The sequence below is a fragment of the Nocardiopsis rhodophaea genome, from assembly GCF_039530945.1.
Lineage (GTDB): Bacteria > Actinomycetota > Actinomycetes > Streptosporangiales > Streptosporangiaceae > Nocardiopsis_C > Nocardiopsis_C rhodophaea.
This window is the reverse complement of record NZ_BAAAPC010000003.1, coordinates 124,791-150,991: the sequence shown is the minus strand read 5'-3', so window position 1 is coordinate 150,991 and position 26,201 is coordinate 124,791. Positions and strand designations below refer to the sequence as shown.

The following is a 26,201-nucleotide window of genomic DNA, read 5'->3' as shown; positions in this document are numbered from 1 at the left end:
CGGCCGCGCACCTTCAGCGAGGTGCGCGGCCGTCGGTGACGCGTGCAGGGAGCCCCTGGGGCAGGGGGGCGTTGACGAAGGAACCGGTCCGGTTCTGGGTTGTCTAGAAGGCGTCGACCGCGCGGCGCGCTTCCGGGTCGAGGACGCCCCAGTTGATGAGCTCCTCGGTGAGGTCGCTGGGCGAGCGGTCGTAGATGACCGCCAGCGAACGCAGGTCCTCCTGGCGGATCGAGAGAACGCGGCCGTTGTAGTCGCCGCGCTGGCTCTGGATGGTCGCGACGTAGCGGGCGAGCGGCCCCGCCTTCTCCTGCGGCAGCTGCTGCATGCGCTCCAGGTCGATGACGAGCTTCGGCGTGGGGCCGAGCGGCGTTGGCGCGGCGCCACCGGGAAGCAGTTCGGACATCGGCACGCCGTAGAAGTCGGCGAGCTCGGCGAGCTTCTGCACGGTGACGGCGCGGTCACCGCGCTCGTAGGACCCCACCACGACGGCCTTCCAGCGCCCGTGGGACTTCTCCTCCACCCCGTGCAGGGACAGCCCCTGCTGGGTGCGGATGGCGCGCAGGCGCGCGCCGAGGGACTTCGCGTATTCGGATGGCATCTTCTTCGTCGCTCCCCGGCCGTGAAGGTGGCTGGCGTGGGTGGTGGATCCGGCGTTCGCCGACCACGGCCCGTCCGGCGGAACGCCGCGTTGTGTGCTGCCTTCCGCGGGGGGCCACCACTCCGTGCAACGGGCCACACCGAACTCGTGCGTCGGGTGACACGGAGCGTCCCCCACCCAGATTGGTTACGGACAGTGACGGTAGGGCGGTCCGCGCGCCAGGTCAAGCCGTTAGGTGGAAACGCGACTAATCAGTGGCCAAACCGTGTGTAAGTGAGGGGTCTCTCATACCGGGATCAAGGGGGTCGCGCCGCGGGTCTGTCAAGAGTCGAAAAGCCCGCAGGCGTAGGGGATTCCGTGTTTTCAGGGGGTGAACTCAACGGGGTGGAGCAGATCCGGAATGTGGCGTACCACTGCATAGTCAAGAGATCGTTATGTGATCAGTATCATATTTTTGCCATGTTTGCTCCTGCCGCGCGGCCAGGTCATGGGTGGCGGCACTGGTAGCGTGGGGCCGAACGACATCCTTTAACTACCTGTTCAGTGAGGCAGGGAAGGGGGTCACTACTTTGTGTGCCCAAAAGCGCACAGAAGGTGACGCGTGGACCGCGCATGCAGAAGGTCCGCCGAAACCCGCCGACCACGGCGATTCCAAAACCGTTCTCGAAGGACCCGAGATCCAACGGGCGCTCACCCGCATCGCCCATGAGGTCCTCGAACGAACCAAGGGCGGAGAAGACGTCACCCTACTGGGAATTCCCACTCGGGGCGTCCCGCTCGCCCGGCGACTCGCTCAGCGCATCGAGCGCGTAGAGGAGCGCACCGTCCCCTGGGGGTCGCTGGACATCACCATGTACCGCGACGACCTCCGACTGGCCCCCGCGCGGGCGCTCGGCCGCACCGACATCCCTGCCGAGGGAATCGACGGACGCCTCGTCGTCCTCGTCGACGACGTTCTCTTCTCCGGTCGCACCGTCCGCGCCGCCCTCGACGCCCTCAACGACCTGGGCCGCCCGCGCGCCGTCCAGCTCGCCACCCTCGTCGACCGCGGCCACCGCGAACTGCCGATCCGCGCGGACTACGTCGGCAAGAACCTGCCGACCTCCCTCCGCGAGAACGTCACGGTCCTCCTCGACGAGCTTGACGGCCGCGACGCTGTCATGCTCGGCCCCGCCAAACCCCGCCCCGGAGCGGAGGACGACCACTGATGCGACACCTGCTCTCCGCTGGGGACCTCAGCCGCGACGAGGCCACCCTCATCCTCGACACCGCCCGGGAACTCGCCCAGGCCGGGGCGCGCTCGGTCAAGAAGTTCCCGACCCTGCGCGGGCGCACCGTGGTCAACCTCTTCTACGAGGACTCCACCCGCACCCGCACCTCCTTCGAGCTCGCCGCCAAGCGCCTCTCCGCCGACGTCATCAACTTCTCGGCCAAGGGCTCCAGCGTCTCCAAGGGCGAGAGCCTCAAGGACACCGCGCTCACCCTCCAGGCGATGGGCGCCGACGGCGTCGTCATCCGCCACTCCGCGTCCGGCGCCGCCCACCGGCTCTCCGGCTGGGTCGACGGCTCGGTCCTCAACGCGGGTGACGGCACCCACGAGCACCCCACCCAGGCGCTGCTGGACGTCTACACCATGCGCGAGCGTATGGGCCGCCTCGACGGCCTGCGCGTCGCCATCGTCGGCGACGTCCGGCACAGCAGGGTCGCCCGCTCCAACGTGCTGCTCCTGCACACCCTGGGCGCCGAGACCACCCTGGTGGCCCCGCCCACGCTGATGCCGGTCTCCGTGCACACCTGGCCCTGCTCGGTCTCCTACGATCTCGACGAGACACTGGCCAAGAGCGACGTCGTGATGATGCTGCGCGTGCAGGCCGAGCGCATGCAGGGCGCCTACTTCCCGACCCCGCGCGAGTACAGCCGCCGCTACGGCCTGGACGGCGAGCGCTTCGCCAAGATGCACGACGAGGCCATCGCCATGCACCCCGGCCCGATGGTCCGCGGCATGGAGATCTCCGCCGAGGTCGCCGACTCCCCGCGGTGCACCGTCACCGAGCAGGTCGCCAACGGCCTGAGCATCCGCATGGCCGTGCTCTACCTCCTGCTCGGCGGTTCGGAATCCGCGATCGGCGCCAGGGACGCGGGCAACTGACGGAAATGGAAGAGAGAAGCGTGAACCACCTCATCCGCGGGGTCCGCATCCTGGGCGGAGAGCCGACGGACATCCTGCTGCGCGACGGCGCCGTCGCGGCCATCGGCGCCGGACTGGACGCCGAGGGCGTTACGGTCGTCGAGGCCCACGGCCTGATCGCCCTGCCCGGCCTGGTCGACCTCCACACCCACCTGCGCGAGCCCGGCCGCGAGGACGCCGAGACGGTGGCCAGCGGCTCCCGGTCCGCCGCCATGGGCGGCTACACCGCCGTGCACGCCATGGCCAACACCGACCCGGTCGCCGACACCGCCGGCGTCGTCGAGCAGGTCTGGCGGCTCGGCCGTGAGGCCGGGTACTGCGACGTCCAGCCCGTCGGCGCCGTCACCCACGGCCTGGGCGGGGAGCGCCTGGCCGAGCTGGGTGCCATGGCCGACTCACCGGCACAGGTGCGGGTGTTCTCCGACGACGGACTGTGCGTCGCCGACCCCCTGCTGATGCGGCGTGCCCTGGAGTACGTCAAGGCCTTCGACGGCGTCGTCGCCCAGCACGCCCAGGAGCCGCGGCTGACCGAGGGCGCCCAGATGAACGAGGGCGTCGTCTCCGACCGGCTCGGCCTGGCCGGGTGGCCGGCGGTGGCCGAGGAGGCCATCATCGCCCGTGACTGCCTGCTCGCCCAGCACGTCGGCTCGCGGCTGCACGTCTGCCACGTCTCCACCAGGGGCTCGGTGCGGATCATCCGCGAGGCCAAGGCGCGCGGCTGCGACGTCACCGCCGAGGTCACCCCGCACCACCTGCTGCTCACCGACGAGCGCGCCGAGAGCTACGATCCCATCTACAAGGTCAACCCGCCCCTGCGCACCGCCGAGGACGTGCATGCTCTGCGCGCCGCCCTCGCCGACGGCACGATCGACTGCGTCGCCACCGACCACGCGCCGCACCCGGTCGAGGCCAAGGAGACCGAATGGGCCAACGCCGCGATGGGCATGGTGGGCCTGGAGACCGCCCTGTCGGTCGTCCAGCACGCCATGGTCGACACCGGCCTGCTCGACTGGGCCGGCGTCGCCGAGCGCATGTCGGCCACCCCGGCCCGCATCAGCCGGATCGGCGGCCAGGGCCGCCCGATCGCGGTCGGTGAACCGGCCAACATCACGCTCTACGACCCGGCCGGCGAGCGCCAGGTCACCGGCGCCGCCATGGTCTCCAAGAGCGGCAACACCCCCTACCGGGGGATGACCCTGCCCGGGAATGTGGCCGCGACGTTCCTCCGCGGCGTTCCGACGGTCCTCGATGGGAAGATTCAGTGACTGCACAGACGACCACCACCGACGTGCCCGCGATCCTGGTGCTCGAAGACGGCCGGGTGTTCCACGGCCGCTCGTTCGGCGCCCAAGGCGAGACGTTCGGCGAGATCGTGTTCAACACCGGCATGACCGGCTACCAGGAGACGCTCACCGACCCCTCCTACCACCGCCAGATCGTGGCCATGACCGCCCCGCACATCGGCAACACCGGGGTCAACGACGATGACCCCGAGTCCGGCCGGATCTGGGTCGCCGGGTATGTCGTGCGCGAACCCGCCCGCATCCCCTCCAACTGGCGCGCCCAGCGCACCCTGGACGAGGAGCTGCGCCGCCAGGGCGTCGTCGGCATCGCCATGCCCGGCACCCGCGCGCTCACCCGGCACCTGCGCGACCGCGGCGCCATGCGCGCGGCCATCAGCACCACCGAGACCGACCCCGCGGCGCTGCTGGAGCGGGTGACCGCCAGCCCGCGCATGGCCGGGGCCGACCTCATGGGCGAGGTCACCACCACCGAGCCCTACACCGTCGCCCCGCCGCAGGGCGTGCCCACCCGCTACCGGGTCGCCGCCGTGGACCTCGGCATCAAGGCCATGACCCCGCAGCGGCTGGCCGAACGCGGCTGCGAGGTCACGGTGCTGCCCGCCACCGCCACCGCCGAGGAGATCCTCGCGTTGGACACCGACGGCGTCTTCTTCTCCAACGGCCCTGGCGACCCCGCGACCGCCGACGGCCCCGTCGCCGCCATGCGCGGCGTGCTGGACGCCGGGAAGCCGCTGTTCGGCATCTGCTTCGGCAACCAGATCCTGGGCCGCGCCCTGGGGCTGGGCACCTACAAGCTGCGGTTCGGCCACCGCGGCGTCAACCAGCCCGTGCGCGACGTCCACAGCGGCCGGGTGTACATCACCAGCCAGAACCACGGGTTCGCCGTCGACGCGCCCACCGGCGGGCCGTTCGACACCCCCTACGGCCGTGCCGAGGTCAGCTACTTCGGTCTCAACGACAACGTGGTGGAGGGGCTGCGGCTCCTGGACCGACCCGCGTTCAGCGTCCAGTACCACCCCGAAGCCGCCGCGGGCCCGCACGACGCCGCCGAACTGTTCGACGCGTTCTGCGACCTGATGGCCGCCGATTCCGCCCAGCCAGCCCAGCCCGCCCAGTCCTAGAGGAAACCATGCCGCGCCGTAGTGATCTGTCATCCGTTCTCGTGATCGGCTCCGGGCCGATCGTGATCGGGCAGGCCGCCGAGTTCGACTACTCCGGTACCCAGGCCTGCCGCGTGCTCAAGGCCGAAGGCCTGCGCGTCATCCTGGTCAACTCCAACCCGGCCACGATCATGACCGACCCGGAGATCGCCGACGCCACCTACGTCGAGCCGATCACCCCGGAGATGATCGAGAAGATCATCGCCAAGGAGAACCCCGACGCCCTGCTGCCCACCCTGGGCGGGCAGACCGCGCTCAACGCCGCCGTCGCCCTGCATGAGGCGGGCGTGCTCGCCAAGTACAACGTCGAGCTGATCGGTGCCAACATCGAGGCCATCCGCTCGGGGGAGGATCGCGAGACCTTCAAGGGGATCGTCGGGCGCATCGGCGGCGAGTCCGCCCGCTCCCGTATCTGCCACACCCTGCAGGAGTGCCTGGACGCCGCCGAGGAGCTCAACTACCCGGTCGTCGTCCGGCCCTCGTTCACCATGGGCGGCGCCGGCTCCGGCTTCGCCCACGACGAGGCCGACCTGCGCCGCATCGCCGGCCAGGGGCTCAACCTGTCGCCGACCAGCGAGGTGCTCCTGGAGGAGTCCATCCTCGGCTGGAAGGAGTACGAGCTGGAGCTGATGCGCGACGCCAACGACAACGTGGTCGTCGTCTGCTCCATCGAGAACCTCGACCCGATGGGCGTGCACACCGGTGACTCCATCACCGTCGCCCCGGCCATGACCCTGACCGACCGCGAGTACCAGCACATGCGCGACATCGGTATCGCGGTCATCCGCGAGGTCGGTGTCGACACCGGCGGCTGCAACATCCAGTTCGCGATCCACCCGGAGACCGGCCGGATGATCGTCATCGAGATGAACCCGCGCGTCTCCCGGTCCTCCGCGCTGGCCTCCAAGGCCACCGGCTTCCCGATCGCCAAGATCGCCGCGAAGCTGGCTGTCGGCTACACGCTCGACGAGATCCCCAACGACATCACCCGCGAGACCCCCGCCAGCTTCGAGCCGGCCCTCGACTACGTCGTCGTCAAGGTGCCGCGGTTCGCCTTCGAGAAGTTCCCCGGCGCCGACACGTCGCTGACCACCACCATGAAGTCGGTGGGCGAGGCCATGGCCATCGGCCGGTCCTTCCCCGAGGCGCTGCAGAAGGCCATGCGCTCGGTGGAGAAGAAGGGCGTCGGACTCACCTGGGCCGGAGACCCCGGCGTGGGGGAGGTCCGCGGCAAGGAGGCCCTGCTGAAGGCCGCCGCCGTCCCCGGGGAGCAGCGGCTGCGCCTGGTACAGCAGGCGCTGCGGGCCGGAGCGAGCGTCGCCGAGGTGCACGCCGCCACCCGGATCGACCCGTGGTTCGTCGACCAGCTCATGCTGCTGGAGGAGACCGCCCGCACCATCGCCGCGGCGCCCAAGCTCGACGCGGAGCTGCTGCGCACGGCCAAGCGGCTCGGTTTCTCCGACACCCAGATCGGCGAGATCACCGGCAAGTCCGAGGTGGTCGTCCGGGAGCTCCGCTACGCCATGGGCGTCCACCCCGTCTACCTGACCGTGGACACCTGCGCGGCCGAGTTCGCCGCCCAGACGCCCTACATGTACTCCAGCTACGACGAGGAGACCGAGGTCCCCGAGGGCACCAAGCCCAAGGTGATCATCCTGGGCTCCGGGCCCAACCGGATCGGCCAGGGCGTCGAGTTCGACTACAGCTGCGTGCACGCCTCCTTCGCGCTGTCGGCAGCCGGCTACGAGACCGTCATGGTCAACTGCAACCCCGAAACCGTCTCCACCGACTACGACACCAGCGACCGGCTCTACTTCGAGCCGCTCACCCTGGAGGACGTGCTGGAGGTGGTCCGCGCCGAGCAGCTCGCCGGCCCGGTCGCCGGGGTCATCGTGCAGCTGGGCGGACAGACCCCCCTCGGGCTCGCCCGCGACCTCAAGGCGGCCGGGGTGCCCATCGTCGGCACCAGCCCCGAGGCCATCGACCTGGCCGAGGACCGCGGCGAGTTCGGCAAGGTGCTGACCGACGCCGGGCTGCCCGCGCCCAAGCACGGCACCGCCACCTCGTTCGAGCAGGCGCGCGAGGTCGCCGCCGAGATCGGCTACCCGGTCATGGTGCGCCCCTCCTACGTGCTGGGCGGGCGCGGCATGGAGATCGTCTACAGCGAGGACATGCTGCGCGACTACATCCAGCGCAACGCCGAGGTCAGCCCGGAGTACCCGGTGCTGATCGACCGCTTCCTCGACGACGCCATCGAGATCGACGTGGACGCGATCTACGACGGCACCGATCTCTTCCTCGGCGGCGTCATGGAGCACATCGAGGAGGCCGGAATCCACTCCGGCGACTCGGCGTGCGCGCTGCCCGCCGTGACACTGGGCAATGAGGACTACGAGCGGATCCGCTACTCCACCGAGGCGATCGCCCGGGGTACCGGCGTGCGCGGTCTGATCAACATCCAGTTCGCGCTCGCCTCGGGCGTCCTCTACGTGCTGGAGGCCAACCCGCGCGCCTCGCGCACGGTGCCGTTCGTCTCGAAGGCGACCGCTGTGCCGCTGGCCAAGGCCGCCTCCCGGGTGATGCTGGGCGCCACCATCGCCGAGCTGCGGGCCGAGGGGCTGCTGCCGGCGGAGGGCGACGGCGGCACCCTGCCGATGGACGCGCCGGTCTCGGTCAAGGAGGCGGTGCTGCCCTTCAACCGCTTCATCGACAAGAAGGGCGAGGGCGTCGACACCGTCCTCGGCCCGGAGATGCGCTCCACGGGCGAGGTCATGGGCCTGGACGAGGCCTTCGGCGCCGCCTATGCCAAGTCGTCCCAGGCCGCTTTCGGGTCGCTGCCGACAACGGGTTCGGTGTTCGTTTCGGTCGCCAACCGGGACAAGCGCTCGATGATCTTCCCGGTGAAGCGGCTGGCCGATCTCGGCTTCGAGATCCTGGCCACCGAGGGCACGGCGTGGGTGCTACGGCGCAACGGGGTCCAGGCCCGCGTGGTTCGGAAACACAGCGAAGGCCCCGGAGCCAACAACGAACCCACTATCGTGCAACTCATCCACGATGGAGACGTGGACCTCATCGTCAACACGCCGTTCGGCGGGGCGGGCCAGTCCGGGCCGCGTCTCGACGGCTACGAGATCCGCACCGCCGCGGTCCTGCGCGGCGTGCCGAGCGTGACGACGGTGCAGGGGCTGGCCGCGGCCGTGCAGGGGATCGAGGCCCTGGTACGCGGTGACATCGGCGTGCGCTCCCTCCAGGAGCACGCCGCGTCCCTGCGCGGGTCCACCGACTGAGCACGTAGGGAGCGAGGGGCGCGCCGGTGACCGGACGTGAGGAGATCGCTGCGAGCGGGGGAGCACCCCCGTCCCGTGGACGACGGGCTGGGACACCGGCGCCCTTCGGCCGTGTTTCCCGCACCATTCCGGGTGCGCGTCCACCAGTGCGACGCTCGCTGATCCGGAACCGTGCGGGGAACACTCCCTCGCCCCCGCCGCCAGTACAGCGGGGCGGCCGCGCCGGCGGGAGGTCCCGATGAGTGAGCAGGGACCGGTCCAGATCCGCTGCCCGGTGCTGACCGTGCGGCGGGTGGACGCCTACTACGCGATCACCGTGGTGGCACCGGGCATCGCCGAGCGGTTCCGCGCCGGACAGTTCGTGTCGGTGGCGGTCGGCGGGGAGCAGTCCAGCGCGCTGCTGCGCCGTCCGTTCGCCATCCACGACGTCAAGCCCGACTACGGCGGCACCGTGGAGTTCCTGTTCTCGGTGCGCGGCCAGGGTACGGCGTGGCTGTCCGAGCGGCGCTCGCGCGACCTGCTCGACATCGTCGGGCCGCTGGGACGCCCCTTCCCGCTTCCCCGCGACCCGGTCAACTGCGTGCTGGCCGGGGGCGGCTCCGGCGCGGCCCCGCTCTTCCCGCTGGCGCTCTCCCTGCGCCGCCGAGGGTGCCGGGTCGACTTCGTCCTCGGCGCGGCCTCGGCCGACCGGGTGTTCAGTGCCATCACCGCCCGCCGGGTCGCCGAGACCGCGACCTTCACCACCGACGACGGCTCCTTCGGTGTGCACGGCACGGTCACCGACGCCCTCGGGCGGGTGATCGAGGACGCGCGGTCCGACGTGGTCTACTCCTGCGGGCCGATGCCGATGCTGCGCGAGGTCACCGCTGTGGCCTCGGCGCACGGCATCCCGGTGCAGGTCGCGGTGGAGGAGACGATGGCCTGCGGGACCGGGCTGTGCATGACCTGCGTGATCCCGGTCGTGGGCGAGGACGGCATCACCCGGATGGTGCGCACCTGCATGGACGGGCCGGTGTTCCGCGGCGAGCGCGTGCGCTTCGACGACGTGGGCACGATCCCGTTCGACGCCCTGGGCGCGCCGGGCTGGAAGGCGCACCACGACAGCGACGTCACCGATCGGGAAGCCGGGTGAGGGGCCGCGGCTCCGGCGGCCGACGCCCCGCGTGCCCCGACCGCCGTGTGCCGGCTGGTCGCGGCACCCCCGCACCCGTACCCCACCGGACAGGAAAGGCGCCCCGGGGATGAGCCCTGATCTGCGGACTCGGCTGAGCAACGTGGAACTGGAGAACCCCGTCATGACGGCGGCCGGCTGCGCGGGCAGCGGGCGGGAGCTGGCCCAGTACTTCGACATCGCGCGGATCGGCGCGGTGACGACGAAGTCGGTCATGCTGGAGCCGCGCGCGGGCCGCCCCGCCCCGCGCGTCGCCGAGACGCCCAGCGGCATGCTGAGCGCCACCGGGCTGCAGGGACCCGGTGTCGACGTGCTACTCCAGCGCGACCTGCCGTGGCTGATCTCCCGGGGCGGGCGGGCCGTGGTCTCCGTCGCCGGGGGCAGCGCCGGTGAGTACGGTGAGCTGGCGCGGCGGATCTCCGACGCGCCGGGGGTCGACGTGATCGAGGTTAACCTCTCGTGCCCGAACCCGGCGGGGCAGGGGCGGCATTTCGCCGACGACCCCGAGGAGGCGGCGCGGGTGGTGAACGCGGTCCGCTCGCACACGCGCTCCGACGTCCCGGTCTTCGCCAAGCTCGCGCCGGACGTGCCCGACCTGGTCGGGCTGGCGACGGCGTGCGTCGAGGCGCGGGGCGACGGCCTGTCGATGGTCAACTCGGTGCGCGGGATGACCATCGACCCGGGGACGCTGCGCCCGGCGGTCGCCGGGGGGATGGGCGGACTGTCAGGGCCGGCCATCCGCCCGATCGCCGTGGGCTGCGTCTACGAAGTGCACGCCGCTCTGCCGCACGTGCCGATCATCGGCATGGGCGGGGTGCGCACCGGGGCCGACGTGCTGGAATTCCTGGCGGCTGGGGCCTCGGCGGTCGCAGTGGGGACGATGAACTTCGCCGACCCCTCGGCGTGTGTGCGCATCCTGCGTGAACTGGAGGAGACGCTGGACGACCGGGGGGTGAAGCGGGTCGCCGACCTCATCGGGACCGCGCACCGACCGATGGGGGCCGCACTGGGAAACACATCCGCGGCGCTCTGAAACGGTCCCTGCGGCGCCACAGGACCGAACCAGGCTCGGGAGGGTCATCCGACCAGGTTCGCGCGGCTGGCGCCGTCTGGGCGCCGTACAAGCATCATCGCTGCCACACGCATGAACCGGGCGAACCGGGGAATCGCAGGTGGCAGTGTGTCAGTGACAGTGTTTGTGTTTGTGTCTTGTAGCCGTATCCGTGTCTGTCCATCCGTAGGCGGACGCGCCGCTCCCGGCGGTGCTCCGCGCACACAACCCCTGCATCAGCATTCGCTCGCACTGCGACACGTAAGGAGAACGATCGTGGCCGCGCCAATCGCCGTCGCTATCGACGCACCCGAGATCGAGACAGCAGCCCGATGGGCGTCGGCCGTGGCGCCGCACGTCAGCACGGTCAAGGTGGGGCTGGAGCTGTACCTGCGCTACGGCCCCGAGGTGATCACCACCGTTCGCGGGGCCAACAAGGTTGAGGTCTTCCTCGACCTGAAGCTCCACGACATCCCGGCCACCGTGGCCGGGGCGGCGCGCAACATCGCCCGCTTCAAGCCGTCGATCCTGACGGTGCACGCGGCCGGTGGCCGGGACATGGTCAAGGCGGCGGTGGAGGCGGCTCCGCAGACCCAGATCGCGGCGGTGACGGTTCTCACGTCGCTGGACGAGAAGGCGCTGGACGAGATCGGGATGCGCGGCCCGGCGTCGGAGACCGCCCGGCGGCTCGCGGTGCTGGCCGTGGAGTCGGGGGCGCGGGCGCTGGTCTGCTCGCCGTGGGAGGTCGCCTCCCTGCGCGCGGAGGTGGGCCCCGACATCACGCTGATCACACCGGGGGTGCGCCCGGCGGGGGCGGAGAGAGGCGACCAGGCCCGGGTGGCGACGCCGGAGGAGGCGGTCGAGGCCGGAGCCGACCTGCTCGTCATCGGTCGCCCCATCACCCGCGCGGCCGACCCCGGCGCCGCTGCGGCGTCGATCGCGGCGGCGCTGCGCCGCGCGCAGGCGACCCCATCGTCGTGAGGACCCCCTCCGGGTGTCCGGGCCGGCTCGGGTGATCGGGAACTCGGTCCCGGATGTGGCCGGATCCGGTCACGGCGGGCGACAAAACCGGCATGTCCGAAATGGAGCCCGGGGAGGAGGCTTGTGACCTGCGGCACTCGCTTTCACCGGCTGGGAAACCGAAACGGTTATCTCTCGCGAGGGGGCGAAAAGCGGCAAGTTTCGCACCTGTGTGCAGTCGGTCGGCTACAGAAAGTAGTTAGTTTGAGGAAAAGCCGCTTGAAAGGCCACTTTGCGTTGCCGAACAGGGTCGGAACCTACTAACTTGCGCAGGCGTCCGCCCTCTACAAACGAGAGAAAACCGAGGTGACCCGGCGTGGCCCTTCCTCCCCTCACACCCGAACAGCGCGCCGCGGCTCTGGAGAAAGCCGCAAAGGCCAGAAAAGAGCGCGCGGAAGTCAAGAGCAAGCTGAAGCACGGCGGCATCAGCCTCTCCGAGGTTCTCGCCGACGGACAGACCGATGACGTCATCGGCAAGATGAAGGTCTCTGCTCTGCTTGAGTCGCTCCCCGGCGTCGGCAAGGTCCGCGCCAAGCAGATCATGGAGCGACTGAACATCGCCGAGTCCCGCCGCGTCCGGGGGCTGGGCGCTAACCAGCGCTCGTCCCTGGAGAAGGAATTCGGCGAAAAGACCGAGTAGCGATCGGCGTCTGTGCGGTTCCCCACTGTCGGTGGGAATCGCGCGGAGGTCCGGTGACCGAACGCGAGTCCGGGCGCTGGACCTGACGCTGTAGCCGGTCGACCGCCGACGGCGGCCGACACAACGTGTAGCGGACGCCCTGTGCCGCGGTGCGGTGCCGACGGAGGAGCCCTGGTGGATCCGGGGCAACTCCGTCAGCCGCGCCGCGGCACAGTGGTATAAAAGACCAATCATCCACAGTCCGCGCACCGGACCGCCGCCTCGCGTCGACCCCGCGTCGACCCCGGCCGGCGGCACAGCACGTCGCGGACGCATCCGCACGCTGTCGCACCGTGCGGCGCCCGCCCGGCCCGTCACGCGCCAGCGACCCGCGACATCGAGAGTTTGATCTTCACGTGCCTACGGAATCCGCCACCGGCGCCGACCAGAGCGTGTCGGCGAAACGTCTCACCGTCCTGTCCGGTCCCTCCGGAGTGGGCAAGAGCACGATCGTGCGGGAGATCCGGGAACGCCACCCCGAGGTGTGGCTGTCGGTGTCGGTGACCACGCGTCCGCCGCGTCCGGGGGAGACCGACGGGGTGGAGTACCACTTCGTCAGCGACGCCGAGTTCGACCGGATGGTCGCCGAGGGCGGACTGCTGGAGTGGGCCGAGTTCGCGGGCAACCGCTACGGCACCCCGCGCCGCCCGGTCGAGGAGCGTCTGCGCGCCGGAGTGCCGGTGCTGCTGGAGATCGACCTGCAGGGCGCCCGCCAGGTGCGGAGGAACATGCCCGGGGCGTTCCACGTCTTCCTGGCCCCGCCGTCCTGGGAGGAGCTGGTACGCCGCCTGACCGGGCGGGGGACCGAGTCCGCGGAGGTGGTCCAGCGTCGGCTGGAGACCGCCCGCGAGGAGCTCGCCGCGGAGAAGGAGTTCGACCGCAGCCTCACCAACACGTCCGTCGAGGATGTGCGGGATGAACTGCTAGCGTTGATCCTTGCGCCGCAGATGTGATAACCGACGCGCCCGCGTCGGCTAGTCTGCATAACGAATACCAAAACCCGCAGGTCCCGTTATGGGGCCGCCGACTGTCCAGAGGGGACCCACGTGGCTGGCACCGAGGCCGTCGCCGAAGGCATCACCAACCCGCCCATCGACGAGCTCCTGGAGTGCGTCGACAGCAAGTACAGCCTGGTCACCATGGCGTCCAAGCGCGCCCGGCAGATCAACGCCTACTACGCCCAGCTGGGCGAGGGCCTGCTGGAGTACGTCGGCCCGCTGGTCGAGACCCAGGTCCAGGAGAAGGCCCTGTCCATCGCGCTGCGCGAGGTCAGGTCCGGGCTGCTCACCGCTGAGCCCTACGAGGGTTCCTGAGGGGCGGCCCGCCACCGCGCGGGCCCGCCTGGCTAGAGTCCTGCCGTGACTACCGAAAACCCACCCGAGGTCGTCCTGGGAGTCGGCGCCGGAATCGCCGCCTACAAGGTGTGCGAGCTGCTGCGCCTCTTCACCGAGTCCGGGCACAGTGTCCAGGTCGTCCCGACCGCTGACGCGCTGCGGTTCGTCGGTGAGCCCACCTGGGCCGCGCTGTCCGGCCGCCCGGTGGCCACCGGCGTCTGGGACGCGGTACACGAGGTACCGCACGTCCGCATCGGGCAGCGCGCCGGCCTGGTGTTCGTCGCTCCGGCCACCGCCGACCTGCTGGCCAAGGCCGCCCACGGCCTCGCCGACGACCTCCTGACCAACACGCTGCTCACCGCGCGATGTCCGGTGGTCTTCGCCCCGGCGATGCACACCGAGATGTGGGAGCACCCGGCAACCCAGGCCAACGTCGCGACGCTTCGCGCGCGCGGCGCCATTGTGCTCGATCCCGCCGTGGGGCGGCTCACCGGTGCCGACACCGGGCGGGGGCGCCTGCCGGACCCCGCCGACCTGTTCGCCGCCGGGCGGCGCGTTTTGGCGCGCGGCGGGCTCGAACCCGACCTTGCCGGGCGGCGCGTCCTCATCACGGCCGGCGGCACGCGCGAGGACATCGACCCCGTCCGCTACCTCGGCAACCGCTCGTCGGGCCGCCAGGGGTACGCCCTGGCGGCCACCGCGATCGCCCGGGGCGCCGACGTGACACTTCTCTCGGCCAACGTCACCCTGCCCGAGCCGCCGGGCGCGGACGTGCGCCGGGTCCGCTCCGCCGTCGAGCTGCAGGAGGCCGTGCGGGCCGAGAGCGACAAGGCCGATGTCGTGGTGATGGCCGCCGCCGTCGCCGACTTCCGCCCCGCGCAGCGCGCCCCCGGCAAAATCAAGAAGCAGGTCGGAACCGATCCCGCACCGATCGAACTGGTGGAGAACCCCGACATCCTCGCCGGGCTCACCCGCGAGCGCGCCCACGTCGGGCAGCTCATCGTCGGCTTCGCCGCCGAAACCGACCGCGTGCTGGAGCATGGGCGGCAGAAGCTCGCCCGCAAGGGCTGCGACCTCCTCGTCGTCAACCAGGTGGGCGGCGGCAAAGCGTTCGGGACCGAGGACAACCAGGCCGTCGTGTTGGGGGCGGACGGCTCGGCCACCGAGATCCCCCAGGGCCCCAAGGAGGCCCTGGCCGACCGTGTCTGGGATCTCGTCGCCGACCGCCTGACCCCGACGCTCCGTGGAGATACCCAGCGGTAGTGTTGCGTGGGCAGCAACCTCGTTTCGCTGTGCGGCACGGAAAATCCCAGATCAAACCCGGTATGCCTGTAAGTCTGGATTTTCCGGTGCCCTGTGCGTCACACTGCGGTCAGAGACGTTGGAGGTGGCGTTCCGCAAGCGTGCCTCGGCATGCGGCCGTCCTTTTGGGGCGGCCGACGCGGATCGCCCACATCCCGCGCTCACACCACGGTGGTGGAAGCCCCACTACAGTGAAGCCAATAAACCAAGTGATTCGGTCGGTTATCACCGGGGACCCCCACCGCCTCGGCGAGTGCCGTGCCGATCCGACAACTGTCAGCCAGCAGCCGCTGCAAGGAGTCACGTAACGTGTCCCGTCGTCTTTTCACCTCCGAGTCGGTCACCGAAGGCCACCCCGACAAGATGGCCGATCAGATCAGTGACGCGATCCTCGACGCGATGCTCGTCGACGACCCCAGGAGCCGGGTCGCGGTCGAGACGCTGATCACCACCGGACAGGTGCACATCGCCGGTGAGGTCACCACCAAGACCTACGTCGACATCCCCGAGATCGTCCGCAAGAAGATCCTCGACATCGGCTACGACTCCTCCGCGAAAGGCTTCGACGGGGCCTCCTGCGGCGTCAGCGTGTCCATCGACGCGCAGTCGCCGGACATCGCGCAGGGCGTCGACACCGCCTACGAGGCGCGCGTGGAGAACGAGGACGACGAGCTCGACCGCCAGGGCGCGGGCGACCAGGGTCTGATGTTCGGCTACGCCAACCGTGAGACCCCCGAGCTCATGCCGCTGCCGATCAAACTGGCGCACGCGCTCTCCCAGCGCCTCTCGGCGGTCCGCCACGACGGCACCGTCCCCTACCTCCGTCCCGACGGCAAGACGCAGGTCACGGTCGAGTACGACGGCCAGACCCCCGTCCGCCTGGACACCGTCGTCGTCTCCAGCCAGCACGCCCCCGACATCGACCTGGGCGAGCTGCTCACGCCCGATATCAAGGAGCACGTCATCGCGCCGGTCGTCGCTGACTACGGTTTGGAGGCCGATGACTACCGCCTGCTGGTCAACCCGACCGGCCGCTTCGAGATCGGCGGTCCGATGGGCGACGCCGGCCTGACCGGCCGCAAGATCATCGTCGACACCTACGGCGGCTACGCCCGCCACGGCGGCGGCGCCTTCTCCGGCAAGGACCCCTCCAAGGTCGACCGCTCGGCCGCCTACGCCACCCGCTGGGTCGCCAAGAACATCGTCGCCGCCGGCCTCGCCGACCGCGCCGAGGTCCAGGTGGCCTACGCGATCGGCAAGGCCCACCCGGTCGGCGTGTTCATCGAGACCTTCGGCACCGAGCAGGTCGCCCCGGACGTCATCGAAAAGGCCGTCCAGGAGGTCTTCGACCTCCGCCCGGCCGCCATCGTCCGCGACCTCAACCTGCTCCGCCCGATCTACTCCAACACCGCGGCCTACGGCCACTTCGGCCGGGAGATCCCCGAGTTCACGTGGGAGCAGCCCACCCGCGCCGAGGCCCTCAAGTCCGCCGTGGGCGCCTAGAAGCCGCTCGATCGTCGGCGCAACGCCACACGACTGAGGCCCGCCTCCCGACCGAGGGAGGCGGGCCTCAGTCATTTCCGGACGCACCCTAATCCGGGGACAAAAGTCCAGGTAGACGTATTCTTATTAATTCTTCGGAATCGATCCATCACCGTCGGTACTGTCCCGGCATGCCCTCATTCGAGCACGAACTGTTAGTCCGCCTGTTCCACGACCGCCCCGAGCTCGCCCCCGAACTCCTGCGCGACGTCTTCAACGTCGAGCTCCCCGAATACACCGAGGCGATCCTGGGCTGCCCGGACCTACCCCAGCTCACGCCCGTCTCCTACCGGGCCGACGGTGTCGTCCAGCTGACCGATGGCCGCGAGCCCGCCGCCGTCCAGCTGAGAGACAGCCGCACGAGACTGGCCGTCGTCGTCGAAATCCAACTCAGAGAGGACCGCGACAAGCGTTCACCTGGCCGGTGCACGTCTGCACCCTCCGAGCCCAACTCCGCCGCCCGGTCAAGCTGCTGGTGCTGTGCCCGGACGAAAGAACAGCGGCGTGGGCCTGCACCCCGATCGAGATCGAGGACGACCCGAACGGCATGGTCCTCCGCCCCTGGGCGCTAGGGCCGAACCACATCCCGGTGGTCGAAGACTGGGAGCAGGCGCGCTCGTCCCCGGAACTGGCCGTACTGTCGGCGTCGGCGCACGGCGATAACGAGGCGGTGCTCAAGGCTGTCCAGTACGCACTGGACACCGTCCCCGAAGACCGATCCCTTATCTACAATGACTACATCGTGTCCAAGCTCAGCTCAGCGGCACAGAAGACGTGGGAGGCCCTGATGGCGACCGGTACCTACGAGTGGCAGACGGACTTCGCCCGCAAGCACATCGCTGAGGGCGAGGCCGAGGCGATCATCCTTTTCCTCGAAGCCCGCGGACTCAAGGTCGAGGCCGAGCAGCAGAAGCGCATCCGGGAATGCACCGATCTCGACCTGCTCAGTGAGTGGGTTCGGCGAGCGGCCACGGTCCGCGAGGTCGAGGAGCTCTTCGCCTGAGTCGTCGCGGTTCCGGCATCCCCTGAACGTCATCGCACCTGAGGCCCGCCTCCCCACAGAGGAGGCGGGCCTCAGCCGTTCCGATACGCCGGCGAGGCCTGGACGGATCAGACCGATACAAGCACCCCACCGGCCCGTTCCCCTAGCGATGGGACGGCCCACGTGGGTGACGCTGCGGGGGTGATGGCTCGGGCAACGACTCCGCTAACTCCGCGATGAGAGCCAGATGAAGGTCGAGGAGGTAGGGAACTATCTCCATCGCCGCTCCGGGTCGGTCAGCCGATGCGAGAGCGGACCCTATCCGGTGCGCCGATCCGAAGTGGCCGAGCCCCGCCGCTCGCTGCTCGATGCAAAGGAGCGCCCCCGTGACCGGGGGCGCCCGACCTGTTCGGCATGAACCCTTTTCCGGCGGCTCAGATGCGCACCGTGGTGCTGCGGACGATCTCGAAGACCGGGTGCGACGCCGCCTCGTCGACGAAGCGGTCGAGGGGGGAGTCGGGCGCCGCCGTGAAGTAGGGGCCGACGACGGCGGCGCGGGGGTGGTTCACGTACTCCCGGAGCACCGGAGCCGCACGCTCCGGGTCGACTTCGACGACGCTGATCAGTTCGATCCAGCCGCCGTGCCGCAGGGTGGCGTACCGGTCCTTGCGGATGTTGCGCACCCAGTCCACCTCGCCGTACGGAGCGACGAGGAACCGGCCCTGCTCGTTCTCCACCAGACTCACCGGCGTCGTCCGCAGGAAACCGGACTTGCGGCCGCGCGTCGTGAGCAGCTGCGTGTCCGGCGGGCTGACCCCGTACTTGATGAAGCCTCCGATGACGGCGTTGGCGGTGCGTCGCAGCTTCGTCATCCGGAAGTGACTCGTGTCGTTCCCCATCGACATCTCCCTAATTCGGCTCCCCACTATTGTGCTGGGTACGCCGAGTGCAGCGAGCCCCCGCCCGTCAGCGAAACGCCGAGATGCCGGTCACCGCCTGTCCCAGGCTGAGCGCGTGGATCTCTTCGGTGCCCTCGTAGGTGGCGACCGTCTCCAGGTTCAGCATGTGGCGCAGCACCGGGTACTCCAGGGTGATGCCGTTGGCACCGTGGATCGAGCGCGCCGTGCTCGCGACGCGCTGGGCGGCCGCCACGCAGGCGAACTTCCCGAAACTCACGTGGTTGCGGTGGCACTGGCCCCGGTCCTTCAGCCGCCCGATCTGCATCGCGGTGAGCCCGGCCTGGTTGACGTCGACGAGCATGTCGGCGAGCTTGCGCTGGGTGAGCTGAAAGCCGGCGATGGGGTGGCCGAACTGTTCGCGGGTCGTCGCGTACTCCAGCGCGGCCTCGTAGCAGGCGCGCGCCGCACCGGCGGCCCCCCACACGATGCCGTAGCGCGCCTCATTCAGGCAGGACAAGGGCGACCCGAGCCCCGTCGAACCCGGCAGCAGCGCGTCGCCTGGCAGCCGTACACCGTCCAGGACCAGCTCCGAGGTGATCGAGGCGCGCAGGGACAGCTTCTTGTGAACGAGGTTGGCGCTGAAGCCGGGCGTGTCCGTGGGCACGGCGAAGCCGCGAATGCCCTCGTCGGTCGCCGCCCACACGATCGCGAGGTCGGCGATCGAGCCGTTCGTGATCCACATCTTGGTGCCGTCCAGCACCCAGTCCGACCCGTCGCGGCGGGCCCGCGTGCGCATCGAGCCCGGGTCGCTCCCGGAGTCGGGCTCGGTCAGCCCGAAACAGCCGATCACCTCGCCCGCCGCCATGCGCGGCAGCCAGTGGTTCTTCTGCTCCTCCGAGCCGAATTTGCGGATCGCGGTCATGGCCAGCGACCCCTGTACCGACACGAAGCTGCGCAGCCCCGAGTCGACCGCCTCCAGCTCGCGGCAGGCCAGCCCGTACTCCACGGCGCTCGCCCCCGCACACCCGTAGCCCTCCAGGTGCATCCCGAACACGCCGAGGTCGCCGAACGCCTTGGCCAGCGAACGGGGGTCGGGGATGGTCCCGGCCTCGAACCAGTCGGCCACGTGCGGGCGCAGCTCGCGGGCCGCGAAGTCGCGGACGGTGTCGCGGATGTCGCGCTCCTCGTCGGACAGCGATCCGTCCACGGCCAGGAAGTCGTGCGGGTCGGGCGGTGCGGCCTTGTGCTGGTCGCTCATCGGGGACGTCCTTTCCGAACCTCGGTGGTGATGATGTGGTCGCCGCGGCGCTAACGGTGTGAGCGCGGTCCTCTGCTCCCGTGCTCCGTTCCCGCGGTCACTGGCCCCGATGCGTGCCGGTGCCGCTGTCGGCCGCGGTGTTCTGGTGTACCGCGCCGCGTTCGATCATGGCGTCGACCCGATCCTCGGGCACCCCCAGCTCTTGCAGGACCTCGGCCGAGTGCTGGCCGAGAAGCGGGGGCGGGAGGGCGGGTCTGTCGGTCGCCGCGGCCCGCGGCACCGACTCCAGCCGGAAACCGGCACGGATCTGCTGCATCGGCCCGGCCACCGGGTGCTCGACGCCCAGCAGGACGTCGTCCCCCGCCGCCTCGGCGCTGCGGATCGCGTCCAGCACGCCGCGGACCTTGCCGACCGGGACCCCAGCGGACAGCAGCAGCTTCACCCACTCCTCGGAGGGGCGGGAGCACAGGGTCGCGCTGATCTCGCCGACCAGCTCCTCGCGGTGCGCCACCCGGCCGGGGTTGGTGGCGTACCGGGGGTCGTCGGCCAGATCGGGGCGGTTCAGCACGGCGCACAGCCTCCGGTACAGCGCGTCGTTGCCGGCGGCGATCACGATGTCGGCGTCGGCCGTGGGGAACGCCTGGTAGGGCACGATCGTGGAGTGGGCGTTGCCGTAGCGCGGCGGGTCCTCGCCGGTCACCAGGGCCTGCTGGGTGAGGTTCACCAGACTGGACAGTGCCGAATTGATGAGCGAAACGGTGATGTGGTCGCCCACACCGGTCGTGCGGGCGCGCAGCAGCGCGCCGAGGATCGCCACCGCCGCGTTCAGACCGGTGAGCACGTCGGTCATGGCCACACCCACCTTGCTGGGCGGCCCATCGGGCTCGCCGGTGGCCGCCATCAGGCCGCTCTCCGCCTGCACGATGAGATCGAAGCCGGGACGCCCCTGCGGCTCGTGCTCGGGGCCGAAGCCGGTGATCGAGCAGTAGACGACGCCGGGGTTGCGGGCCGCGATGGTGGCGTAGTCCAGACCGAGGCGCTCGATGACCCCGGGGCGGAAGTTCTGGATCACCACGTCGGCGCGGGCGCACAGGGCCTGGACGGCGGCCAGCCCCTCCTCGTCCTTGAGATCGACGGCGAGGCTGCGCTTGCCCCGGTTGACCGAGAGGTAGTACGCGGCCTCGCCTCCGGCCCACGGCGGCCCCCACGAGCGGGTGTCGTCGCCGAGGTCGGGGTGCTCGACCTTGATGACCTCGGCGCCCATGTCGGCCAGGAGCATCGTGGCGTACGGCCCGGCCAGGACCCGGGAGAGATCGGCGACCCTGACCCCGGCCAGCGGCTGGGCCGAGTGAGCTGACGGTGGGTGAGGTGTGTCCACGGCTGGCTTACATCCCTTCCTGCTGCGGCGCTGAAGCTCGGGACTCGCGGAGCTGGTGGTAGGCCTCCAGGCAGCGGCGCAGCGCCGTGGTCAGCGCGGCCCCGGACTGTCCGGCGTAGCGGGTCTGGACGCGTTCGACGATTTCGGCGATGTCGTCGGTGACCGACAGGCCCTCGACCAGTGCGCGGAAAAACTCCTTGGCGAGGTCGGTGAGGAGCGTGGTGTCGGCGGCGACGATCCGGCCGTCGGCGAGGTGCACGGCGAGGACGACACCGAGCCGTTCGTACTGGGAGTGGCTCGCCACGGTGTCGGGCAGGCGTGCGTATCCGGAGACGAGGACGATCTGCGGATCGTCGAGGAGGCGTCGCGGCCGATCGCTGTCGTTCACGGTGGAACTCCCTCCGGTGGGCAGGCGAAAACTCCGGTGGTGCTGGAGTCTCTCGCCTGGCAGGACGGTCGGGGCGGACCCGATGTCCTCAGCGGGAGGGCAGTCGCCCTCAGTATCTCCGATGAGTGTGCCGCGTTGTCAACGCTCGCCACCGTCCGGGGGCGGGAGATCGGGGGAGGATGGGCCGGCGGCGCGCGGGCCCGCAGGTGGGGCGGTCCTCGTGGGGGGAGGCGGACGTGGGGGAGGGGGCGGACGGGCGTACCCGGCCGTGCGCTATAGTGCCACCCAGGTCATGAGTGCCAGCGTCAAGCCCCGGCTTGCTGGCCGGCAACCCTCCTTCCGCGGTGGGGTGCCCCGGGTGAAGACCAGGTCGAGACACGACCGCATCCCGTAACCGTGTCAGGCAAGCGCGGACCCCAGCAGGTTCGTACCACGGCAGCGCTGCGAAACCACGCGCTGCGCGGTGCTTTCCGGGGGTCCCTGACGGCCCTTGGAGGAGCCACGATGACCGCTGTCGCCGCAACCCCGTCCACCCGCCCCACGGCCGCCCCGGCCGCAGGCGAGCGCACCATCCCCGCCGCCCCCACCGCCTCCGGCGCGTCCCGCGCCACCGCGGTGGACACCTCCATCGTGGGCGCCGACGTCCATGTCCCGCTCGTCACCGGCGAACGCGTCACGTACGCGAACTTCGACTACGCCGCCAGCGCCCCGTGCCTGTCGGCGGTGCGCGAGGTCCTCGACGCGTCGCTGCCCTACTACGCCAGCGTGCACCGGGGCGCGGGCTTCCACTCCCAGGTCAGCACCGACGCCTACGAGCAGGCGCGCCGCTCGGTCGCCCGGTTCGCGGGCGCCCGCCACAACGACGCCGTGGTGTTCGTACGGGGCACCACCGACGCGCTGAACCTGCTGGCACGCTCGGTCCCGAAGGATTGCACCGTTGTCGTTTTCGCCGCCGAACACCACGCGAGCCTGCTGCCCTGGCAACACCGGGGGAGTAGAGCGGGGCAGGTCATCCGCCTGCCGTTGCCGCGGAGCGCCGACGCAGCGGTTGAGGCGGCCCGCGAGGCGCTGCGCTCCTCACCCGAGGGGCCGCGCCTGCTCTGCGTGACCGGCGCGTCCAACGTCACCGGCGAGATCTGGCCGATCGAGCGGCTGACCGCCGTCGCGCACAGCGCCGGGGCGCGCATCGTGGTCGACGCCGCCCAGCTCATCCCGCACCGGGAGGTCAGCCTGTCGGCGACCGGCGCCGATTACGTCGCCTTCTCCGGGCACAAGCTCTACGCTCCGTTCGGAGCGGGTGTGCTGGCCGGGCGGACCGACTGGCTGCAGGCCGCCACCCCCTATCTGGCGGGCGGCGGCGCCACCGGCAATGTCACCGAGGACGACGTCCGGTGGAACGACCTGCCCGCGCGCCACGAAGCGGGCAGCCCCAACGTGCTGGGCGCGGTGACGCTCGCCGCGGCCTGCGACACCCTCGCGGCGGCCGGGCAGGACGCGCTGCACGCGCGCGAGCAGGCGCTCCTTGACCGGCTGCGGACGGGGCTCGCGGCGATTCCCGGCGTGCGGGATCTGGCCCTGTGGGACGCCGACCACCCGCGGGTGGGCATCGTGTCCTTCGTGATCGACGGGCTGTCCAGCGACCTGGTGGCCGCGGCCCTGTCGGCCGAGCACGGGATCGGTGTGCGGGACGGGCTGTTCTGCGCCCATCTGCTCACCCGGCACCTGCTGCCGGAGGGGCATGAGCAGGCGGTGCGCGCGAGCCTCGGCCTCGGCACCACCGAGGAGCACGTCGACCGACTGATCGGAGCCGTCGCGGGCCTCGCCGCGCACGGGCCGCGCTGGGAGTACCGCGATGACAACGGTCGCGTAGCCCCGCTGCCCGACCCGCGCCCGGCGCGGTGAGACCCGCCGAAGGTCTGGATCGAGGGCGGATCGGGGCACGCGTGGTGGACTATTCGACGGGTGAATGAGATAGCTCACACGAGGTAACATCGTGCGCTAACGACAGTGGCGACGGCGTCCGGGGGTCCAGGGACACGATCCGCGACCTCCGACCCGCGCGCCCACGCACCGGCCGAAGGTTCGGAGAGCACGATCGTGACTGACGAGCGGCGGGCACTGCACATCGTCGAAGGTGCACCGGAGATCGATGTGCCGCCACCGCGCGTCATCCACATCGACGAGCACCGGCTGCGTCGCGGGGACGGGGCAGCGGCGGTGTCCGAGAAACCCGGAGCGCCCGCGCTTCCGTCCGCACCATCCGAGCCGCGCGAAGTCACCCGGGCCAAACGCGGCTTCCTGCGACGCGCGGCCGGGTACCTCGCGGCCGACGCCGGGATCCGGCAGTTCGTCGACATCGGCTCCCGGCTCCCGGTCGACGAGGGCATCGGCAGCGCCGTGCACGAACACGCTCCGGACGCGCGGGTCGTCTACATCGAGACCGGGTCCACGCTGCCGATGCCGGGCCTCGCCTCGGCCGGGGGAGGAGCAGTATCCGTCGTCTCGATGCACCGGCCGGAGCCGGTCGCCCTCGTCTCGCTCCTCGAACTGCGCGGGCTCGTCGACTTCGACGAGCCCGCCGCGTTCTTCCTGGTGGACACCGCCGCACCGCGGTGCGGTGACATCCCGACCTCCGACCTCGTCCGCGCTCTCCACGGCGCCATGTGTCCGGGCGGATGCGTAGCGATCGCCCTGCCGCCCGGCCACGCGGACACCATCGACGGGCGTGCGGCGACCGAGCCCCACGGCCCCACCGGCGACCGGCACCGACGCCACCGTGCCGCCGCGTCTGTCTTCGGCCCGTTCGTGCTCCTGGACCCGGGCCTCGCCGACCTGGCCTGGTGGCCCTACCCGGACGAGGACGTCGCGGCGCGGGGCACCGGCATCTGGGCGGGGGTCGCACGCCGGTAGCGCCACGAGGGGAGAGGGGTTTTCGGGCATCGAGCCGTCCCAGCCGCGCGGCCGACTGCCACCGGACACAGCCGACCAGGGGGAGAGGGGGACACCATGACACTGAACTGGACCGGGGAGATCCTCGCCCAGCTGGAGTTCTACTGGGACACCTCATTGTGGCCCCGGCTGGACGGGCTCGACGATGACGAGTACTTCTGGGAACCCGTGGACCACTGCTGGTCAGTGCGGCCACGCCCCGATGGCACATTCGTCGCCGACTGGGAATGGCCGGAACCCGTGCCCCCGCCGGTGACCACCATCGCATGGCGGCTCGGCCACATCATCGTCGGCATCCTTGAGCTCCGCGTCAACCACCACTTCGGTCCCGGCACCATGACGGTCCGCGACGCCGTCTGGCCGGCCTCCGCCGAGGAGGCACTGGACCGCCTTCAGCGCGCCTACACCCAGTGGTGCGAGGGAGTCCACGCCCTGGACGCCGACCACCTCGCCGCACCGGTCGGCGCCGCCGAACCGCCGCAGTGGGCGGACTTCCCGTTCGCCGCGCTCGCCCTGCACATCAACCGCGAAGTCATCCACCACGGCGCCGAGATCGCCCTGCTCCGCGACCTTTACCGCGCCCATCCCGCCCACCAGCCCGACGCACTCTAGAATGCGGACTTTCGAAGAGGGAGCCGAAGACGCCGACACCCGATCGTTTCAAACGCGGTCGGCGCATCGTGCGGGATATCGAACGGTGCCTGGACGAGGCCGGCGGCGCCGGAGCCGGTGCACCGAACGCCGCCGGCCTCATCCAGGAGGTCCGGGCAGGAGAGGGATCGCGCGTTGTTCGCGGTGCTCCAGCACCCGGATCACGGAGCCGATTCGCTCCAAGCGCGCTGGTAGGCGCCGACCAGCCAGGCATCGGCCCATGCCATGTCAGAGTGCTCCGGAAGGTGCGAGGTCGTGGTGAGCTCCTCCAACCGAGCCTCCAGTTCGGCCACCGCCTCCAGGGTCTCGTCCATGGTGTGCTCGCCGTGCCGCACCTCCCGCAGCCAGGTGGCCCACGGGTCCGGCATCGGCAGGGTGAGCCGCCCGGTCTCCAGCATTTCCACGCCCTGAACACCGAGCCGCACCATGTGGTAGGCGAACTTGACGTCGAACCCGTACTCCTCGATGAATTCGGGGCGGTTCGTGTGCCGACCACCGCGCCGCCCCAGCATGCTGTCGCGCTGGGCGCGCAGGTAGCCGAGGAAGCGGTGCCCGGCCTGCCGGGAGAGAATGCGCTCGGCATTGGCCCGCAACTCTCGCCCCAGCTCGGTGACCTCGACGATCTCCGACTCCGGGACGAACAGCGGAAGCAGCACCGTGGGGTTCCCGGACAGGGCGAGCCGGAGCCACTTGCGCAGGGAGTAGACCGTCAGGTCCAGGTCGCCGGGGCCGGAACGGACACCCTCCGGCTGGCTGCGGTAGATGTACTGCTCGAACTCGCGCAGTCCGATCACGTACTCCGGCGGTTCGACACAGATGCCCATCTCGTCGCGGTCATCCTGGTTGGCGACTGTGATGCCGTGCACGCCCGATCCCACCTGGCAGCGGAGGATGGTCCCCCGCTCGGCGAGCGCTGCGAACTCGGGACTGGAGTGCTTCATGATGTTCCCGTTCACCCGATACAGGTCCATGGCGCGGCTGCCCACGCCGGGCACTCCCCGGAAAATGGGAAGTTTTCGAACTTATCGGTCGTCTTAGGGGTGCGCGAACGATTTTCCGG

At 70.5% G+C, this 26,201-nt stretch carries 24 protein-coding genes and 1 riboswitch; of the genes, 17 read left to right on the top strand and 7 right to left on the bottom strand.

Features of this window, described 5'->3' with window-relative positions:
• Window positions 1-103: 103 nt before the first annotated feature.
• Window positions 104-598 (bottom strand): transcriptional regulator BldD, encoded by a 495-nt coding sequence (gene bldD, locus ABD259_RS04330; protein WP_017557791.1) that lies wholly within the window; start codon window positions 596-598, stop codon window positions 104-106.
• A gap of 569 nt (window positions 599-1,167) precedes the next feature.
• On the opposite strand from bldD, the gene pyrR reads away from it, so the two are divergent.
• The 13 genes from pyrR to metK all read left to right on the top strand — a co-directional run bounded on the left by pyrR (window position 1,168) and on the right by metK (window position 16,597).
• Entirely contained in the window at window positions 1,168-1,806 is a 639-nt protein-coding gene (gene pyrR / locus ABD259_RS04325) for a bifunctional pyr operon transcriptional regulator/uracil phosphoribosyltransferase PyrR (RefSeq protein WP_344104436.1), read from the top strand.
• A complete protein-coding gene (locus ABD259_RS04320; RefSeq protein ID WP_344104434.1) occupies window positions 1,806-2,747 on the top strand; it encodes an aspartate carbamoyltransferase catalytic subunit in 942 nt (313 codons plus the stop codon). The genes pyrR and ABD259_RS04320 overlap by 1 nt, the downstream gene beginning before the upstream one ends.
• 5 nt (window positions 2,748-2,752) lie before the next feature.
• The gene (locus ABD259_RS04315; RefSeq protein WP_344104432.1) at window positions 2,753-4,051 is read left to right on the top strand and encodes a dihydroorotase; all 1,299 of its coding nucleotides are present in this window, start codon (window positions 2,753-2,755) and stop codon (window positions 4,049-4,051) included.
• Complete coding sequence (gene carA, locus ABD259_RS04310) at window positions 4,048-5,211, top strand: glutamine-hydrolyzing carbamoyl-phosphate synthase small subunit (RefSeq protein ID WP_344160315.1); 1,164 nt, start codon at window positions 4,048-4,050, stop codon at window positions 5,209-5,211. Before ABD259_RS04315 ends, carA begins: the two co-directional genes overlap by 4 nt.
• 8 nt (window positions 5,212-5,219) lie before the next feature.
• Complete coding sequence (gene carB, locus ABD259_RS04305; RefSeq protein ID WP_344104428.1) at window positions 5,220-8,537, top strand: carbamoyl-phosphate synthase large subunit; 3,318 nt, start codon at window positions 5,220-5,222, stop codon at window positions 8,535-8,537.
• A 238-nt stretch (window positions 8,538-8,775) separates the two neighbouring features.
• Window positions 8,776-9,669 carry a dihydroorotate dehydrogenase electron transfer subunit gene (locus ABD259_RS04300; protein ID WP_344104426.1) on the top strand — a complete coding sequence of 298 codons (894 nt, stop codon included), beginning with the start codon at window positions 8,776-8,778 and terminating at the stop codon, window positions 9,667-9,669.
• Between the two features lie 109 nt (window positions 9,670-9,778).
• Window positions 9,779-10,741, top strand: a complete 963-nt coding sequence (locus tag ABD259_RS04295) for a dihydroorotate dehydrogenase (protein ID WP_344104424.1) — start codon at window positions 9,779-9,781, stop codon at window positions 10,739-10,741.
• A 294-nt stretch (window positions 10,742-11,035) separates the two neighbouring features.
• Window positions 11,036-11,740 (top strand): orotidine-5'-phosphate decarboxylase, encoded by a 705-nt coding sequence (gene pyrF / locus ABD259_RS04290; RefSeq protein ID WP_344160312.1) that lies wholly within the window; start codon window positions 11,036-11,038, stop codon window positions 11,738-11,740.
• A gap of 355 nt (window positions 11,741-12,095) precedes the next feature.
• On the top strand, window positions 12,096-12,419 hold the full coding sequence (mihF, locus tag ABD259_RS04285; RefSeq protein WP_017617039.1) for an integration host factor, actinobacterial type: 324 nt from the start codon (window positions 12,096-12,098) through the stop codon (window positions 12,417-12,419).
• A 395-nt stretch (window positions 12,420-12,814) separates the two neighbouring features.
• A complete protein-coding gene (gene gmk, locus ABD259_RS04280; RefSeq protein WP_344160309.1) occupies window positions 12,815-13,411 on the top strand; it encodes a guanylate kinase in 597 nt (198 codons plus the stop codon).
• Window positions 13,412-13,504: 93 nt separating this feature from the next.
• Window positions 13,505-13,771, top strand: coding sequence for a DNA-directed RNA polymerase subunit omega (gene rpoZ, locus ABD259_RS04275; RefSeq protein ID WP_344104417.1), 267 nt, complete (start codon window positions 13,505-13,507; stop codon window positions 13,769-13,771).
• 45 nt (window positions 13,772-13,816) lie between these two features.
• Window positions 13,817-15,055 (top strand): bifunctional phosphopantothenoylcysteine decarboxylase/phosphopantothenate--cysteine ligase CoaBC, encoded by a 1,239-nt coding sequence (gene coaBC, locus ABD259_RS04270; protein ID WP_344160306.1) that lies wholly within the window; start codon window positions 13,817-13,819, stop codon window positions 15,053-15,055.
• 348 nt (window positions 15,056-15,403) lie between these two features.
• Window positions 15,404-16,597: a methionine adenosyltransferase gene (gene metK, locus ABD259_RS04265; RefSeq protein WP_344104412.1), complete on the top strand. Its 1,194-nt coding sequence runs from the start codon at window positions 15,404-15,406 to the stop codon at window positions 16,595-16,597.
• 302 nt (window positions 16,598-16,899) lie between these two features.
• Here the strand turns inward: metK and ABD259_RS04260 are convergent, their stop codons facing one another.
• The gene (locus ABD259_RS04260) at window positions 16,900-17,025 is read right to left on the bottom strand and encodes a hypothetical protein (RefSeq protein ID WP_344104410.1); all 126 of its coding nucleotides are present in this window, start codon (window positions 17,023-17,025) and stop codon (window positions 16,900-16,902) included.
• A 35-nt stretch (window positions 17,026-17,060) separates the two neighbouring features.
• On the opposite strand from ABD259_RS04260, the gene ABD259_RS04255 reads away from it, so the two are divergent.
• A complete protein-coding gene (locus ABD259_RS04255) occupies window positions 17,061-17,639 on the top strand; it encodes a hypothetical protein (RefSeq protein WP_344160303.1) in 579 nt (192 codons plus the stop codon).
• A gap of 413 nt (window positions 17,640-18,052) precedes the next feature.
• Here ABD259_RS04255 and ABD259_RS04250 read toward each other — a convergent pair whose 3' ends face one another.
• The 4 genes from ABD259_RS04250 to ABD259_RS04235 all read right to left on the bottom strand — a co-directional run bounded on the left by ABD259_RS04250 (window position 18,053) and on the right by ABD259_RS04235 (window position 21,541).
• Window positions 18,053-18,517, bottom strand: coding sequence for a nitroreductase/quinone reductase family protein (locus ABD259_RS04250; protein WP_344104406.1), 465 nt, complete (start codon window positions 18,515-18,517; stop codon window positions 18,053-18,055).
• Between the two features lie 67 nt (window positions 18,518-18,584).
• Window positions 18,585-19,775, bottom strand: coding sequence for an acyl-CoA dehydrogenase family protein (locus ABD259_RS04245; protein ID WP_344160301.1), 1,191 nt, complete (start codon window positions 19,773-19,775; stop codon window positions 18,585-18,587).
• A 97-nt stretch (window positions 19,776-19,872) separates the two neighbouring features.
• Window positions 19,873-21,153 carry a CaiB/BaiF CoA transferase family protein gene (locus ABD259_RS04240; protein ID WP_344160298.1) on the bottom strand — a complete coding sequence of 427 codons (1,281 nt, stop codon included), beginning with the start codon at window positions 21,151-21,153 and terminating at the stop codon, window positions 19,873-19,875.
• Window positions 21,154-21,160: 7 nt separating this feature from the next.
• Window positions 21,161-21,541: a DUF3870 domain-containing protein gene (locus ABD259_RS04235; RefSeq protein WP_344104398.1), complete on the bottom strand. Its 381-nt coding sequence runs from the start codon at window positions 21,539-21,541 to the stop codon at window positions 21,161-21,163.
• A 288-nt stretch (window positions 21,542-21,829) separates the two neighbouring features.
• Window positions 21,830-21,957: riboswitch (SAM riboswitch) on the top strand.
• A gap of 88 nt (window positions 21,958-22,045) precedes the next feature.
• Here ABD259_RS04235 and ABD259_RS04230 point away from each other — a divergent pair.
• The 3 genes from ABD259_RS04230 to ABD259_RS04220 all read left to right on the top strand — a co-directional run bounded on the left by ABD259_RS04230 (window position 22,046) and on the right by ABD259_RS04220 (window position 25,102).
• Window positions 22,046-23,443, top strand: coding sequence for an aminotransferase class V-fold PLP-dependent enzyme (locus tag ABD259_RS04230; protein ID WP_344160295.1), 1,398 nt, complete (start codon window positions 22,046-22,048; stop codon window positions 23,441-23,443).
• A 195-nt stretch (window positions 23,444-23,638) separates the two neighbouring features.
• Window positions 23,639-24,451 (top strand): SAM-dependent methyltransferase, encoded by an 813-nt coding sequence (locus ABD259_RS04225; protein ID WP_344160292.1) that lies wholly within the window; start codon window positions 23,639-23,641, stop codon window positions 24,449-24,451.
• A gap of 96 nt (window positions 24,452-24,547) precedes the next feature.
• The gene (locus ABD259_RS04220; protein WP_344104392.1) at window positions 24,548-25,102 is read left to right on the top strand and encodes a DinB family protein; all 555 of its coding nucleotides are present in this window, start codon (window positions 24,548-24,550) and stop codon (window positions 25,100-25,102) included.
• A 200-nt stretch (window positions 25,103-25,302) separates the two neighbouring features.
• Here ABD259_RS04220 and ABD259_RS04215 read toward each other — a convergent pair whose 3' ends face one another.
• Window positions 25,303-26,082 carry a nucleotidyltransferase domain-containing protein gene (locus ABD259_RS04215; protein WP_344104571.1) on the bottom strand — a complete coding sequence of 260 codons (780 nt, stop codon included), beginning with the start codon at window positions 26,080-26,082 and terminating at the stop codon, window positions 25,303-25,305.
• Between the last annotated feature and the right edge of the window lie 119 nt (window positions 26,083-26,201).

What these genes read in the sequence shown, in the direction of transcription:
- carB (WP_344104428.1), top strand. Translation starts at nt 5,220, where the DNA reads ATGCCGCGCCGTAGTGATCTGTCATCCGTTCTCGTGATCGGCTCCGGG.
- ABD259_RS04215 (WP_344104571.1), bottom strand. Translation starts at nt 26,082, where the DNA reads ATGAAGCACTCCAGTCCCGAGTTCGCAGCGCTCGCCGAGCGGGGGACC.
- ABD259_RS04250 (WP_344104406.1), bottom strand. Translation starts at nt 18,517, where the DNA reads ATGGGGAACGACACGAGTCACTTCCGGATGACGAAGCTGCGACGCACC.
- ABD259_RS04245 (WP_344160301.1), bottom strand. Translation starts at nt 19,775, where the DNA reads ATGAGCGACCAGCACAAGGCCGCACCGCCCGACCCGCACGACTTCCTG.
- ABD259_RS04230 (WP_344160295.1), top strand. Translation starts at nt 22,046, where the DNA reads ATGACCGCTGTCGCCGCAACCCCGTCCACCCGCCCCACGGCCGCCCCG.
- bldD (WP_017557791.1), bottom strand. Translation starts at nt 598, where the DNA reads ATGCCATCCGAATACGCGAAGTCCCTCGGCGCGCGCCTGCGCGCCATC.
- ABD259_RS04315 (WP_344104432.1), top strand. Translation starts at nt 2,753, where the DNA reads ATGGAAGAGAGAAGCGTGAACCACCTCATCCGCGGGGTCCGCATCCTG.
- ABD259_RS04295 (WP_344104424.1), top strand. Translation starts at nt 9,779, where the DNA reads ATGAGCCCTGATCTGCGGACTCGGCTGAGCAACGTGGAACTGGAGAAC.
- ABD259_RS04320 (WP_344104434.1), top strand. Translation starts at nt 1,806, where the DNA reads ATGCGACACCTGCTCTCCGCTGGGGACCTCAGCCGCGACGAGGCCACC.
- ABD259_RS04220 (WP_344104392.1), top strand. Translation starts at nt 24,548, where the DNA reads ATGACACTGAACTGGACCGGGGAGATCCTCGCCCAGCTGGAGTTCTAC.
- ABD259_RS04300 (WP_344104426.1), top strand. Translation starts at nt 8,776, where the DNA reads ATGAGTGAGCAGGGACCGGTCCAGATCCGCTGCCCGGTGCTGACCGTG.